General features: G+C 68.6%; 14 protein-coding genes and 2 pseudogenes. 10 read left to right on the forward strand and 6 right to left on the reverse strand.

Features of this window, described 5'->3' with window-relative positions:
• Positions 1 to 218: 218 nt before the first annotated feature.
• Complete coding sequence (locus OHA61_RS04025; protein WP_389371347.1) at positions 219 to 980, forward strand: DeoR/GlpR family DNA-binding transcription regulator; 762 nt, start codon at positions 219 to 221, stop codon at positions 978 to 980.
• A gap of 9 nt (positions 981 to 989) precedes the next feature.
• Here the strand turns inward: OHA61_RS04025 and OHA61_RS04030 are convergent.
• A pseudogene (locus OHA61_RS04030) lies at positions 990 to 1989 on the reverse strand (AAA family ATPase); the annotation flags it as partial.
• Between the two features lie 37 nt (positions 1990 to 2026).
• Here OHA61_RS04030 and OHA61_RS04035 point away from each other — a divergent pair.
• The 9 genes and pseudogenes from OHA61_RS04035 to OHA61_RS04075 all read left to right on the forward strand — a co-directional run bounded on the left by OHA61_RS04035 (position 2027) and on the right by OHA61_RS04075 (position 7936).
• Positions 2027 to 2212: a type VII secretion protein EccB gene (locus OHA61_RS04035; RefSeq protein WP_406301722.1), complete on the forward strand. Its 186-nt coding sequence runs from the start codon at positions 2027 to 2029 to the stop codon at positions 2210 to 2212.
• Between the two features lie 171 nt (positions 2213 to 2383).
• Positions 2384 to 2726 (forward strand): annotated as a pseudogene (locus tag OHA61_RS04040) (hypothetical protein).
• A gap of 82 nt (positions 2727 to 2808) precedes the next feature.
• On the forward strand, positions 2809 to 3132 hold the full coding sequence (locus tag OHA61_RS04045; RefSeq protein ID WP_406301723.1) for a WXG100 family type VII secretion target: 324 nt from the start codon (positions 2809 to 2811) through the stop codon (positions 3130 to 3132).
• Between the two features lie 149 nt (positions 3133 to 3281).
• Positions 3282 to 3800 carry a type VII secretion system-associated protein gene (locus OHA61_RS04050; RefSeq protein ID WP_406301724.1) on the forward strand — a complete coding sequence of 173 codons (519 nt, stop codon included), beginning with the start codon at positions 3282 to 3284 and terminating at the stop codon, positions 3798 to 3800.
• A gap of 565 nt (positions 3801 to 4365) precedes the next feature.
• Positions 4366 to 5190, forward strand: coding sequence for a hypothetical protein (locus OHA61_RS04055; RefSeq protein ID WP_406301725.1), 825 nt, complete (start codon positions 4366 to 4368; stop codon positions 5188 to 5190).
• A 1-nt stretch (position 5191) separates the two neighbouring features.
• Complete coding sequence (locus tag OHA61_RS04060; protein WP_406301726.1) at positions 5192 to 5692, forward strand: YbaB/EbfC family nucleoid-associated protein; 501 nt, start codon at positions 5192 to 5194, stop codon at positions 5690 to 5692.
• Positions 5693 to 5696: 4 nt separating this feature from the next.
• On the forward strand, positions 5697 to 6068 hold the full coding sequence (locus OHA61_RS04065; protein ID WP_406301727.1) for a hypothetical protein: 372 nt from the start codon (positions 5697 to 5699) through the stop codon (positions 6066 to 6068).
• 1 nt (position 6069) lies between these two features.
• Positions 6070 to 7101, forward strand: coding sequence for a hypothetical protein (locus OHA61_RS04070; RefSeq protein ID WP_406301728.1), 1032 nt, complete (start codon positions 6070 to 6072; stop codon positions 7099 to 7101).
• Between the two features lie 214 nt (positions 7102 to 7315).
• Complete coding sequence (locus tag OHA61_RS04075) at positions 7316 to 7936, forward strand: type VII secretion system-associated protein (protein WP_406301729.1); 621 nt, start codon at positions 7316 to 7318, stop codon at positions 7934 to 7936.
• Here OHA61_RS04075 and OHA61_RS04080 read toward each other — a convergent pair.
• The 5 genes from OHA61_RS04080 to OHA61_RS04100 all read right to left on the reverse strand — a co-directional run bounded on the left by OHA61_RS04080 (position 7923) and on the right by OHA61_RS04100 (position 13937).
• Complete coding sequence (locus OHA61_RS04080) at positions 7923 to 9098, reverse strand: RICIN domain-containing protein (protein WP_406301730.1); 1176 nt, start codon at positions 9096 to 9098, stop codon at positions 7923 to 7925. The two genes, OHA61_RS04075 and OHA61_RS04080, sit on opposite strands and share 14 nt — an antisense overlap.
• Before the next feature lie 16 nt (positions 9099 to 9114).
• A complete protein-coding gene (locus OHA61_RS04085) occupies positions 9115 to 11319 on the reverse strand; it encodes a BTAD domain-containing putative transcriptional regulator (RefSeq protein ID WP_406301731.1) in 2205 nt (734 codons plus the stop codon).
• A 253-nt stretch (positions 11320 to 11572) separates the two neighbouring features.
• A complete protein-coding gene (locus OHA61_RS04090) occupies positions 11573 to 12613 on the reverse strand; it encodes a hypothetical protein (RefSeq protein WP_406301732.1) in 1041 nt (346 codons plus the stop codon).
• Between the two features lie 436 nt (positions 12614 to 13049).
• Positions 13050 to 13433 (reverse strand): VOC family protein, encoded by a 384-nt coding sequence (locus tag OHA61_RS04095; protein ID WP_406301733.1) that lies wholly within the window; start codon positions 13431 to 13433, stop codon positions 13050 to 13052.
• A gap of 93 nt (positions 13434 to 13526) precedes the next feature.
• Positions 13527 to 13937: a Fur family transcriptional regulator gene (locus OHA61_RS04100; protein WP_324976501.1), complete on the reverse strand. Its 411-nt coding sequence runs from the start codon at positions 13935 to 13937 to the stop codon at positions 13527 to 13529.
• Between the last annotated feature and the right edge of the window lie 356 nt (positions 13938 to 14293).

A 14293-nucleotide genomic window follows, 5' to 3' on the forward strand; every position in this document is an offset into this window, starting at 1 on the left:
TTCTTCGATGCGTGAGCGGACGGGAGAACTCACCGGTCCGATGACCCTCAACCACCCAGTCCTCGTTGCCGTTCGGCGCGACGGTAACCTCGAAACCGAGGACTTCCGCAACCTGACACGGTTGTCCCGGGGGACCCGCTTGACCAGCGACGACGGGGCGTAGGGGCGTCGTGAGAGCGCTCCACGCCCGCGCGCAGACGCACAGTGAGGAGAAGGACCTGGACGGCGAGGAGCGTCGACGTGCCATTCTCGCGGTTGCCCGACGCAATGGATCGATGGAAGTCGCCGCCGTCGCGGCGGAGTTGACGGTTTCCCCGGAGACCGTGCGGCGCGATCTGCGGGTGCTGGAGGAGAACGGCCTCGTCCGGCGTACGCACGGAGGGGCCTACCCTGTCGAAAGCGCCGGATTCGAGACCACGCTCGCGGCCCGCACCACCCGGTACGTACCGCAGAAGGCCCGCATCGCCACGGCAGCCGTCGAGTTGCTCGGCGAGGCGGAGACCGTCTTCGTCGACGAGGGCTTCACCCCGCAGCTGATCGCCGAGGCGCTGCCCCAGGACCGGCCGCTGACCGTCGTCACGGCGTCACTCGCCACCGCGGGCTCGCTGGCCGGGCGGGAGCACACACAGGTATTGCTGCTGGGCGGGCGGGTGCGGGGCAACACGCTGGCCACGGTGGATCACTGGGTGACCGGGATGCTGGCGGGCCTGGTGATCGATCTGGCGTACGTCGGAGCCAACGGCATCTCGCGGGAGTTCGGGCTGACGACGCCCGATCCGGCGGTCGGGCATGTGAAGGCGCAGGCCATGAAGTCTGCCCGGCGCCGGATATTTTCCGGCATACACACCAAGTTCGGAGCGGTGAGTTTCTGCCGGTTCGCCGAGGTGACGGATTTCGAGGCCATCGTCACCGACACCTCGCTCTCGGCCGTGGAGGCCCAGCGCTATGCGCAGCTGGGCCCCCAGGTGATCCGGGTGTGAGCGGTCCGCTCAGCCCTTCTTGGCCCCCGCCGGGTCGGCCGGCAGGTCGTCCGGCAGCAGGGTCCGCAGGTCGTCCACGGTGGGGGCGCGCAGGCCGCCGAGGCGCCGGGCCTGATGGGTGATCATCGTCTCCAGGAGCTGACGGGCCAGCCGTGCGTTGCCGAAGGAGCGGCCCCTGGGCAGGGTGGCGATCTTGGCCCGGAGGGCTTCCAGAGTGCCGGGCAGGCACTCGTATCCCGAGGACACGGCGTGGCGTTCCACGATGGTGACGAGTTCGTCCGTGGTGTAGTTCTCGAACTCCACATGACGCGCGAAACGTGAGGCGAGTCCGGGGTTGGAGTCGAGGAAGCGTCCCATCTCCTCGCTGTATCCGGCCACGATGACGACCACCTCGTCACGGTGGTCCTTCGGAGGAGCTCCCCTCGGGGGTGAGGGCATAGGCCTCGTCGTTGAACAGCACTCCGCCGATGACGCTCTGGAAGACCTCCTTGGTGAGCTGGGCGGTGTGGCCCACGTACCGGCCCACCAGATCGGCCCTCGCCACCTCCACCAACTGGCCCTTGGGCAGGATGCCCAGAGCGTGCAGCAGCTGGGCGTACAGCCGGGCCACCGTCGTCTTGCCGGTGCCGGGCGGTCCCGCGAAGACCAGGTGCTGGCTGATGCGCGGTGCGGGCAGGCCCGCGGCCTCGCGCTGCCGCGCGGTGGAGAGGAGGTTCACCAGGTCGGTGACCTCGCGTTTGACGGCACTCAGTCCGATCATGCCCTCGAGTTGGGCCAGCATCTCCTCCCGGTCTCCCGCCTGCGGCGTGTCCGCTGCGGCTCCATCGGCGACGTCGGCGGGCAAGAGCAGGGTCAGGTCGTTCTCGGCCGGATCCGCCATGGCGGCCAGCCGGAAGGACTGGCGGTCCACCATCTCCTCGAAGACCCGCCGGGCCGCGCGGCCGTTGCCGAAGGTGGCGTCACGGGTCATTCCCTCGTAGTGCGCGGCGAGCGCGGCCGAGGTGCCGGGGGGGGCCGGCGCGAAGATCGGCAGCACCGTCTACCTGGTGACCGACACGGGAGTGAAGTTCCGCATCGCGACGGCCGACGCCGCCACAGCACTTGGCTACGAAGGCGCCGAAGTGCAGGGGCTTCCCTCGCTGTTGCTCGCCATGCTGCCCTCGGGTCCTGATCTGTCCCCACGCGCCGCTGAGCAGGGGCGCAGCGTCGCCACCGCGCCTCGCTGCGACTAGGGCGACAAGGTTTCGGCAAGCTCTCGACAAGACGGCGGCATGCCTTTCAGGCCGTAAAAGCAAACCCCCCGTCCTAGCGTTCGATCACCGGAACAGCCGGGCTGGTCCGCTCGGTTGTGCGCCGCCGGCGCGAGAGGAACCGGTGGCAGGTCGACGACGAGAGGGGCACACATGTCTGCCAACGGAATGCAGCAGTCGGCGGAGACAGGCGACACGGAACGGCATTCAGGCTCTGGAGATGGCCTTCAGCGGCATCGTGAAGAGCCGTCAGGACGTCGAGGCCACGAAGTTCAATCTGTCCTCCGGCTATCAGGGCAGCGACGGAAATGCCTTCCAGAGCCTGATCACGGCTTGGGAGGAACAGGCCGACGTCATCCTGAAGAACGTCGAGGACATGATCGAGACGTTGAATCACACGCTCACCGAGCACGGGCTTCAGCAGGGTTCCTCGAACGAGCAGATCAACACCGCGTACAACCAGTCCGCTTCGGTCTTCGACACCCTGACCGGCTGACCGCCGCACAGACCGCGCGCGGCCTGCCCGCCGCTTCAGCACACCCGCTTCAGCATGCCCGCGGCGATCCGAGGAGGTTCCCATGACGGACAACTTCAGCGACGGATACATCTACGTCGACTACTCGCACATGAACAACGCGGCCGACGACATGGTCCAGCAGACCAAGGCGATCGCGACCACGCTCTCCAATCTGGAAATGGAACTGGGCGAACTGCGCATCACCTGGATCGGTGACGACCGCGATGTCTACAGCCAGAAGCAGCAGGCCTGGGACAACGCGGTCAAGGCCATGGAGGACCTCCTCACCAAGCACTCCGGGCTGCTGACCGATGTCTCGGAGAGCTACCGCTACAGCGAGGGTTCGCTCACGCAGATGTGGAGCTCGGTGAAGATCGGCCGCTGACCCCGTCGAGCGGTACACCCCCGAAGCCGCTGTCGACGGTCGCCGCGCGCCGACCCGCACGGATCCCGGGCGGGCCGGCGCGCGTGCCACACCCCTTCACGTACGTTCCACGCCCGGCCGGATGAGCCGGTGCCCGGAGAGGAGAGATCATGCCGGAGGATCCGAATCCCGCCACGGGCAAGCTCGCCATGGACAAGGCGGGGCTTGAACAGTTCCTCACGAACCGCGTCCTGCCCTTCAAGGAAGAGGTCCGGAAGATCGGGGTGGACGACGACACCTTCGGACCCACCATGTCCACCGTCCTGGGTGACGGGGACATCGACTCGGATGCCGAGCTCGAAACGTACGCCACCGGAAAGCCGCTGGCGATCGGCTTCATGGCGCAGCCGGCGAACCTGGGCGGCAAGGGCAAGGCACTCAACACCGGCATTCTGAAGACCGCCAAGTCGCTTGTCACGATCTACAAGCAGCAGACCACGCTGTTCGGGGACATCGAGAGCGACCTCCGCGAAACCATCGAAACGCTGTCCCGCACCCAGGGTGCCAACCTGCTCACTCTCGACGGCAAGAGGTTCCTCGACATCTTCGAGGACACCGCGGACGACCTCGGCGGCACACAAGGCGGCGGGAACAGCGGCGGGAACGGCGGCGGGGACGACGACTCGTAGGGTGCTCGCTCCCCACCGCCCGTGATCCATCGACTCTCACCAGGAGGTTCCCCCCCCGTGGCCGTGCATCCCGCGCACTCGACTGACGACTACTGGCATCTCGCGGTCAAACTGCTGACGGGATACGTGATGCCCACGCGGGACACTCTCTTCGACAAGCTGCTGGGAAACCAGCACATCCCCTTGATGAAGATCGAGTTCGACGACTACGACGGCGAACCGTCCAATGCCATCGTCGAGGCCGCGGACTCATTGCAGTGGCGCAGCCAGAACTCCGGCTGGCGGATCCAGAACACCGACTTCGTCATCCCGTTCTACTCGGGGAAGAACGGCCCCACCACGACCGCGTCCGTCGGGACCCACGTGGCAGGCCGAGCAGGACCGGAAGCAGGCCGAGCAGGAGGCCAAGCAGGAGCAGCGGCAGGCCGAGGACGAGAACCGCTACGACCAGCAGCGTCGCGAGGCCCTGTCCCCCGGCGGCAGGGAGTGGGAGCTCCCCTTCGACGGTCCGGACACAACACCCGGTTCCGACGGCGGACTGACGAGCCTCAACCCCGACGGCTCGGTGACCACGAGGTTCCCGGACGGGAGTTTCACAACGGTCGACCCGACGACGGGCGAGACCACGGTGGGGCTGCCCGACGGCACCCATCAGATCAGCGATCTCGCTCCCGGGGAATCACTGCACAACAAGGACGGCAGCTGGACGACGCTCAACCCCGACCACTCCCTGACCACGGACTTCCCCGACGGCAGCTCCACCACGGTCGACCCCGCCAAGGGCACGACGACGACCACGTTCCCCGACGGAAGCTCCGTCACCTCGCCGCTCGAGCCCGGCCACTCACTGCCCAGCCATCCGGGCAATCCGCACCAGACGGACCCGGCTGCTCCGTCCTCGTATTTCCCCAACTACGAGGAGGAGTTGTTCGACACGCTGCCGGACTACTCCGACGACCTGGGCTCGCCACTCGCCCCGGCAGGCCTCGCCGGGGACCCGGATTCCGATCACGAAGGGTACGGCGCACCCGGCGGGGGCGGCAGCCCGATGCTGCCGATGGGCACCCGCCTCAATGGCTCGACCAGCGGGGGCGGCGACGGCGAACGGGTGCGCAACGTGCTGGACGACGGGCAGCAGCCCGTCAGGCGCCGGATTCCGGCATCAGGTGGTGCCGATCGCTCCCCGTACGCGGAAGTGGGTGCCGCCCGACGCGGCGGGACGTCGACCGCCAGCGCGGGGACACCCTTCATGCCGATGGGAGGCTCCGGCGCCGGCGGCCAGCCGCAGACGGAGAGCAGCGACCGCGAGAGGGAGTCGTGGGTCGCGGAGGACGAGGACGTATGGGGGACGGACGAGGGCGGGGTTCCCGCCGTTCTCGGGAGGGACTGACATGACGGAATCGATGCAGGAGCGCCTGGCCGCGGCCATGGCGGAACTCAAGCGGACCCAGGTGGCGGTCGCCCAGGCCGAGGAGAGCTTGCGCGCCGCCGCGACGAAGGTGCGCTCGCGTGACCGCTCCGTGGAGGTCACGGTCGGGCCGCAGGGCGAGCTGACGCACATCCGGTTCCTGGACGGCAAGTACCGCAACATGGGATCCGCACAGCTGTCGGCGGCCGTGCTTGACGCCGTCCAGGAGGGACGCGCCCAGATGGCCCGGCTCGTGCTCGACGCGTTCCAGCCGCTCTCCGAGCGCTCCGGTGGCCTGCCCGAAGTGACGGGCTCCGAAATCGACTGGGAGAGGATCTTCGGCCCGTTGCAGGCCGCGGCGGCGGAAGGCACCCATGACAGAACAGGCGGGGGCAGGCTGCGCGACGAGATCCACGAGGACGTCGGCGAATCCGGCCCGCATTCGCCGGGCCGGGCGATTCGCGGCCACGCGGAAGGGCGGTAGCGCGATGGTGGCATCCGAGGCCTACGAGGCGGATCCGGGTCGTATCGAGGCGGCGATCGGTGAAATCGAGGCGATCGCCGCCCAGTCCCTGGCCATGGTCGGGGAGTTCACTGACGGCATCGCGTCGTACGCGGGCTGGGAAGGGGTGGACGACGAGTACGCGATCGAGGCCGGCGGCCAGTTCAGCCTGAGCGTGCTCGGTGTCACGCAGACCGGGCAGGCGATCGCCGATGCCGTGGGGTCCATCGTGAACGGACGGCTCCTGGAACTCAGGGAGATCACCAGCACGCAAGGCTTCGCGCAGGAGAACATCGACGCCGCCGTCACGGCCACCCATGGCATCGGCGCCGGCGGCGAGGGCGGCGGAAGGCACTGACGTGCCGGGCGACATCGAGTTCAGCGAAGAAGTCAGCACCATGCTGTTCGTCCTTCTCGGCGAGCGGCCGTTGCAGGCCGACTCGGACTTGGCGTACGGAAGTCGCCTCCCGTTCCAGGACTACGGGGACCGGCTCAGGGATCTGAGCGACAAGATCAGGGACTCGCTCTCCAGCGTCCAGGGAGCTCTGCCACCGCAGGTCGCGGAGCAGTACATCCAGGCAATGGGCATGCTCACCGGCACCAACGGTGTGGATCACTTCGGTGAGTTCGTGAAGCAGCTCGAAGATCTGGCGGATGGGCAGATCGAGCAGTTCAGAAAGATCATGGAGTCCAAATGGGAGATCATCGCCGAGATCGTCCAGCTGCTGATCGAGCTGGCTTTCATCGCGGCGATGGCCTTCTTCACGGGTGGTCTCTCGTTCGGGGAGGCGGCGCTGGCCAAGGCCAGAACCCGCTTCTCCGTTCTGCTGATTCTGGACCGGCTGCTCAGGAGCACCAATCTGCTGCCTGCCTTCAGCGAGGCGCTGCAGGAGGCGTTCACGACCTTCGCGGTGCGGCTGGCCATGCTCTCGCTCAACACGGGCGACCGCCGGCCGGACGGGATCGACTGGAGTGACATCGGCAAGTCGGCGGCGTTCGGTGCGGTCGCGGGCTTCTTCATCGGCGGCCTGTCCGGCGTGTTCAACAACATCTTCAAGAACTACTTCAAGGACTTCGGCGACAACAAGTGGCTGCGGGGCGACGGCGACATCGGGGAGGGTTTCCTGGCAGAAGGCTTCGGTGAGACCGGGGCGGAGTTCGTGGTCAACGGTCTTTACACAGGGAACTTCGAGTGGAAGTGGGACACCTTCCTCGGCGCCGGGCTCAGCTCCATCTCCGAGTTCGTCATCTTCGGCGGTGTCGGCGCCGGAGCGTTGTTCCTGAACAACAAGTTCTTCGGGCCGCACGACTTCAACGAGTACAACGAACTGCCCGGACAGGATGGACGGGCTCGTCCGAAGCCGTGCGGTCGGTACTCGCGACGCTGGTGACACAGGAGTTGGGAATCCGGCTGGCCGTCGTCCGGCGGGGGTCGGACGGCCACGAAAGCATCCAGTATTTCGGTCCCGTGCGCGGCGTCCCGATTCTGCTCTCGGCGATGGACGACGGACCTTACTTCGCCGCCCTCTGGATCCTTCTGTCGCCCCCCACCGAAGCCGGGACCCATCCGCCCGCCACCGAACCGACCACCGCAGCGAGGGACCGATGAACCGATCGCCCGCCGAGCCCGCAGGACCCGAGGGAATGCCGGAACCGCCACCGGAGATTCTCGCCGCCGCCCGTCGGGCGCCCGAGCACTGGCTGCACCTCACCGATCCGGCGTGGTCGGGTGAGGGCCCGCCGCCCGACTGGGCCGTCGTGGGGCGATGGCGCACCGACCGGGACGGCGATATCGAGGAGTGGGAGGAGAACGAGCTCTACCGCCCCTCACCCGAGGCACTGGGCTGGCCGCAGCCGCTGGGGCCGCTGGACGGCGCGGTGCAACTGGCCGCCACGGGGTACGGGCCCGAGGACGAGGTGCCGCTCGCTCTCGCCGCCTCGGACGTCGCCGTACTGCTCGGCGCGGACGGTACGCCGAGGGTGACCACCACGCCCGAAGGGACCTTCGCCGTGCCCATCACCTCGTACACGCCTGACGGCCGCTCCGGCGAACTGCCCGCGCACGTCGTGGTTTGCGCCGCCGAACTGCTCGATGGGCGCGCGGAGTCGGGGGAACTGTTCTATCTCAGCCCGACGGCTCCGGTCAGCATGGTCGTCGAGGCCGCGGCTCTGCGCGAGGCGGTCCGCCGGGCGGCGGACGGTCCGACAGCTGCTATCGGCTCGTGAACAGCCAGTTCTGGTCGTCGGTGTCGCTGCAGTAGAACAGCGTCAGGGGCACGTCCCGGCGCCGGTCGTTGCTGCCGTCGACATCCAGACACAGATCGCTGCTCGCATGGTTGCGGATCCAGAAGGTGTTGTTGGCCCTCTCCTGCAGCCACCACAACTGGTTGTCGGCGGTTGTGTGGTTGCACGCGTACTCGGTGATCCGGGTCGTGACACCCGCGCTGCCGTAGTTGGGCAGGTCGAGACAGTTCCCGTCCTTCACATTCCGGATGACGTAGAGCTTCGTGCCACCGGGGCCCGCCCCGTCCCGCGCGGCTTCCAGGTTCCACAGCTGGTTGTCTTCCGCCGTGCTGTTGCACGTCGACTGGTTGACCGGACCGTCCTGTACGCCGTTGCCGAAGGCAGGGATGTCGACGCAGGTCTGGTTTTTCCAGTTCTTGATCAGTATTCGGCTGAGGTCCGGGCCACTGACCGCGCGGCGAACGGGCTTCCGCCTGGGCGTGGCCCTGTGCCGCTCGCGCGCGGCGGTCCCAGAGCTTCGCGTGCCCTCGGCCGTCGCCTCGCCGCGAGCCTTCTTTTCGGGCTGAGCAGCCTTGGCCGGCTTGCTCGGGGGCTGCGAGCGCTCCGGGACGAACGCGCCTGCCCGGTCCGGGCCTTCGTCGTCGAGGTCGGTGCCGGCCGCATTCGCCACCGCGGCGGTCTTCTTCTCGTCGTCGGATGCGGATCCCATGAGCAACAGAGGGATGGCGACCAGTACGGCCCCGGCTATCGCGGCTCCGGCCAGGACGGGCCGCTTGGGGCCGCCCGACGCTCCGGCCGGGCCCGGCTCGTCCGGGGGCCCACCGCCCGCGACTGCGGGTGCTGCCGCGGCAGCCCCGCTGGGATCTCCTTTGTGCGCCACGGCCCGCGGCTCCGGGGTTGCTGATGTCGTCGCCCCGGTAGGCAGGGCCTCACCCGAAACGACAGGCAGGGCCGCGCTCACCGGGTCGGGCGAGGACGACGTCCGGGATGCCTCTTCCCCGGCCTGGGGGTTGGCTGCCACCTCGGCCGAGGAGACCTGCGGGACGGACGTTTCCCCTGAGGGCCTGGCTGCCGCCGGGGCGGGGCTTGCCGATTGGCCCCGGGCGGGGCTCGCCGATTCGCCGGTTGCCTGCTCTTCGGACATGGGTTCTCCTTGCTGGCTACGGGGCGGTCGGGCGAAGGCGACTGGGGCACGGAAGCCGGTGCACGACGGCCAGACCGGGGACCGGGGAGTCCGCTTCCCGCACCAGAGGGGCCGGGGAGCCTGTCGCCAGCCACTGCGCAGCGCGCTTGGCCTCTCTGTGCAGCGACAGGTGTTCCGGGCCCGCGAGATCGGCGGCCCGCTCGAACCACCCGATCGCGGCAGCGTGCTGACGGTCGCGCACACAGAGTCGGCCGACCCGGAGAAAGGCCCGTACGAGCACCTCGGTCTCCACCAGCGGCCCGGCCTGCACCAAATGGGCAGCGCTCTGGGCGGGATGACGACCCGGCAGCGCCTCCAGGGCCATGGCGAGACCGGCGTGCGCCCGCTGCCGGGTGGCGGGGGTCAACGTGGCGAGCACCGCATCGCGCAGCATGCCGTGAAATCTGTAGTGCCCGGCAGGCCGGCCGGCCTTCCCCTCCTGCCATACAAGGATCCGCGCCCGTTGAGCCTCGTCGATGAGCCCGAGCAGCCCTTCGCGGGAGCCGTCCGAGAGGTGGACGAGTACCTCGATGTCCAGGGTCTCGCCGCTCACCGCCGCATGCACAAGCATCGCCCGTACCGGTTCGGGCAAGGCTTCGAGCCGGGTCAGCACCACGCTCTCGACCGCGGCCGGGATCTGCGCGGCGGGGCCCACGCGCTGGACGACGGGCAGCTCGAGCAGTTCGAGCAGCAGGAAGGGGTTGCCGTCGCTGCGGCGGTGCAGTGCGGCCGCCTCGAGGTTCGAGTCGGCCTCACCGGCAGCGGTCAGCAGCTGCGCCACGTCCGCGACACCGAGCGGCCCCAGATGCAGCCTGGTCGCGCGCTGCCGGGCCAGCTCGGAGAGAAGCCTGCCGACCTGCGGCTTGTCCGGGTCGCGCACGGCGCACAACACGGCGAGCCTCTCCTCGCGGAGCAGGACGGCGAGTTGGTTCAGAAGACGCAGACACGCGGCGCACGACTCGTCGAGGTCGTCCACCACACACAGCACGCGCCGGTCGGCGAATTCCCGTACCAGTTCGGCGAGAGCGGCCCCTTCGGAGATGGCTTGCGGATGTGCCGCCGCATCGGCATCCGCCGCGTCGTGCGATACGGGCTCTTCGCTCCGTAGCTCCGCGAGTAGTCGTGCCGCAGGGCCGAAGACCGACGGGTTCCGGCCGTTGTCGAGCGAACCGGAGCACCGCATCCGGGCGATGGTGAAACCGCGTTCGGCGGCCAGCTCCGCGGTCTCCTCGAGCAACCTGGTCTTCCCGGCCCCGGACTCTCCCGTCAGAACGGCCCAGCGGACCCGCCCGGCGTCGGCTTCGGAAAGCAGGGTGTCCAGCCGCGCCGTCTCCTGGGACCTGCCGACGACGGGCAGCCGGCCGTCGTTCCTGGCGGCACGCACGGCACCCGTGATCCGCCGGGGCCGGGCGATACGGAGCACGGCGGAATCGTGGCGAAGGATCGCCATGTGCAGATCGCGCAGCCCGGGACCCGGATCGACGCCCAGTTCCTCGGCGAGTGTGATGCGGAATCGCTCGTACTGCTGCAGCGCCTCGGCCGAGCGGCCTGTGCTGTACAGCGCCCTCATGAGAAGGGCCCAGGGAGCCTCACGCAGCGGTGCCGACCCGATCAGCCCCTCGGCGAGGCCCACCGCGGCCTCGGCCTCGCCGTCTTCCAGGAGGATGCTCACCCGTAGTTCCTCGGCCAGTTGACGGCTTGCCTCGAGTCTGGCTATCTCCGGTGCGGCGAAACTGAGCTCGGCCGCGTCGCGCAGCGCGGGCCCACGCCACAGCCTGAGCGCCTGGTCGATCTCCTGGTGTGCGCTCGCCGTTCGGCCCGAACTCAGCAGTTCCCTGGCCCGGCTGACCGCTGTCTCGAAGACAACGCTGTCCAGGGCGTCGCGCGGTGCTTCGAGTGCGTACCCGGCCGGCCGGCGCACCAGCAGAGTCGCGGGCTTGCTGGTACCGCGGCCCGGTTCAAGTACCGTGCGCAGCCTGCTGATGTGCGCGTGCACCGAGGAGACGGCTCCCGAGGGCCGGCGGCCGGCCGGCCAGAGGTCCTGGCACAACTGGTCGACAGACAGGGGCCGGCCGCCCTCGACGAGCAGCCTGGTCAGCAGCACCCGGCGCTTCGGCGGCCCGAGATCCAGGCCGTTGACTCCGCGCCAGGCCTCGACGGGGCCCAGGAGTCCGAATCTCATTCCTTGGCCGTGCACAACATTCCCCATTCGCCGAATGACGTGAAGTACCGGTCTATTGGTGTAAACGCTGAATCCCGGCGAAACATTCATCTGTGGTGTGCCGAAATTGAATCGGCCGAAAATCGCGCGATGCCGCGGATGCATTCCCGTGCTCGCCCGTCAAGCGGCACAGTCGGGAAGCGGGTGCGTCGCATCGGGAATCGGACACGGTCCAGGCATCACAATCTGTGCGAGCACCCCGAACCGCTGGGTCTCACCGGTTGGTGCGGGTCGCCCAGAGCGCCGAATTGTCGCTCCCGTACAGGCACATATTGCCATCGTCCTGCACCGTCAGATAAGTGGGCCTCCCCCAGACCCCGGCCGCCCAGATCGCCCGCTGATTCGCGTCGAGGAGTACGAAGTTCCCATCCGACTGCACGACCGCGCAGTCCCCCCGTCCGATGGCTCCGGGGGCGGCCCACACCGCACCGCCGTCCCGGTACAGAACGAGGTTCCGGTCTGCCTGCATTCGGAGCACGGTTCGCCCGTCGTACGAGGTCCAGGCCTCATTGACGCAGAGCTTCGATCCGGCGCGGAAGGTGGCGTCCCTGCCTGTGCCCAGCGCCTTCGGTGCACTCACCCGCTTCTTCGGCGCCGCTGCCCTACTGACGGGACGCCTGTTCTGCACCTCACGGCGGGTGGGGGACACGACCTCCCGCCGGGTGGGGGACGACTCCCCGCCGGACGTCGGCGCGGCCGCGCCGGAGGTCGCTCGCGGCGTCGCGGTGCCTTTCGTGGGCGCAGGCGGGGCGGGGACGAACTCACCGGGCTTCTGCCCCTGGGCGCCGTCCTCGAGCAGGGTGGCCGCGGCCTCCGCAGCAACGGCGGAACCCCCGGCGGGCGGCTCGGACTTCCCGGCCACCAGCAGCAACGGGACGGCGACCAGCACCGCTCCGGCGATCGCGGCGCCCGCGAGTATCGGCTTGCGCGGCCCGCCCCCTGAGGTCTCAGGGGTCGTCGTGGTGGGTGGGTTCATACCGCCGGCAGCGGCGGCTTCACCGCCGCCGGCAGGCTCGGCAGCACCTGCGGGCTCCGTATCCGGAGCCGCTGACGCGGCACCGGTCGCGGCCGAAGCCGTTTCGGCCTCGGCAGTCGGGAGCGTTGCAAGGGGCGTGGCCGACAGTGCGGCATCCGGCACTGATTGCGTCTCCGCCGATTCTGCTGCGGTCGATTCTGCTACGGCCGTTTCCGCGGCGGCCGCTTCTCCCACCCCCGGCGGCAGTTCGCTGGACACCTGATGCTCACTGTCAGCCATCTGCTTCTCCTCGCCCCGTTCGCTGCCCATCCGCTCGCGCATGGCCCGCGAGCGGGGTCTTGCGCCGATGCGCGAATTGAATGGCGTTCGGTCCTGCCAGTCTCGGCGAGCACATTGGACCGACATCGCTGCATTCATGTCAAGCACATCAATTGCCATTCTCCGCACCGTCATTGCACTTCGGGCAGGAAAAGCACCGGGCTCCGGGGCAAACAGTCAGGACGGGGAGGCGAGATGTCCGGAGAAAGCACTGTAAGAGTTCTATTTCTGGGGGTGAACGGGCAGCAACCGGGCCTGGAAGTGGGCGATCCGGGTCTGTGATGCGCCCCTCATTGACCCGCTCGCTGAAACCTTGTGTTCACTTGCGTCCCGTCTCCTGCGGGCCCCAATCCGCTATCGCGGGGCCGATGCCGGGCTTGAGCGAGGGCTGAGGTCGTCACGAGGACAATGCGGCCCGTTCGGAGTCGGCCAGCAAAACGCAGAACTCGTTGCCCTCCGGGTCGGCGAGAACGACCCAGCCCCAGCCGTCGGGCTTGCGGCAATCGGCGACCAGGGAGGCGCCGAGCTTCAGCAGCCGCTCAACCTCCGCGTCCCGCGAGGTGTCCGGGCGCAGGCACAGATGGAGCCTGTTCTTGGCCGACTTCGGCTCTGGAACCTCGTTGAAGTGCAAGGCCGGGCCGCCGGGCAGCATGACCTCGGTCTCGTCGTCACCGGGTTCGTCCTCGGGATCCAGCGGGCGTCCGGTCACATCGCTCCAGAAACGCGCCAGTTGGTAGGCGTTCGCACAGTCGATCGCTATGTTCGTCACCGTTGAGACCATGCGCGCGATCATCTCCGAGCGGCGCCCCCGCTCGCCACGGAGTATTGCCGCACCTCGACCTGGTCTTCTGAGTCGGGAAGCGCTCCTACGCCCTTAGGCGCAGGATGGGCACAGTCCGCGGTAGGTGACCTCGACCTCGGACACCGTGAAGCCGAACCGTTCCTCTGCCGGGAGGTCGGCCAGCGGATTGCCGGTCGGGTGGACGTCGCGGATGGTGCCGCAGTTGGAGCACACCAGGTGCTGGTGCGGATGGTGCGCGTTGGGGTCGTAGCGCTTGGCGCGTCCTTCGGTGCAGACCTCTATGACCTCACCGAGCAGGACCAGCTCGCCCAGGGCGTTGTAGACGGTCGCCCGGGAGATCTCGGGCAGCCGTTGTGCCGCGTGGGCATGCACCTCGTCGGCCGTGAGATGCACGTGGTCGCCGTCGAGGACCTCCGCAACGACACGTCGCTGGGAGGTCATCCGCCAGCCACGCCCCCGCAGTCGCTCCAGCAGGTCGCTCATATCGGTTCACCTATTCAGGTTCGGTGGGATGCCCGGAGTTTACCGGTGGACATCCGGGTTCCGATGGGATACGGGTTTGGCGCGCTTATTGACTTGGATTCTGTCCATTGTAGGATCGGTTCCGGCGATAGCCAAGGGACAGGAAGACTCCAGTACGGCAGGAGACAGAGACGTGATGGTCGGCCGGCCGCCAGGCCCGGTGCGAGGGACGTGTCGTGTCGTCGCTGACGTCGGCTGCGCGGTCGGCGAGACCCCCTGCCCGACCCGGTCCGACGATCCCGGCTTCTCGATCCACGAGGCCGGGGTCACCCACTGGGGCCCGTGCCCCGACTGTTCCACCGCCCGCAGTTCCTGAG

Source organism: Streptomyces sp. NBC_00885 (genome assembly GCF_045207475.1).
Taxonomy (GTDB): Bacteria; Actinomycetota; Actinomycetes; order Streptomycetales; family Streptomycetaceae; genus Streptomyces.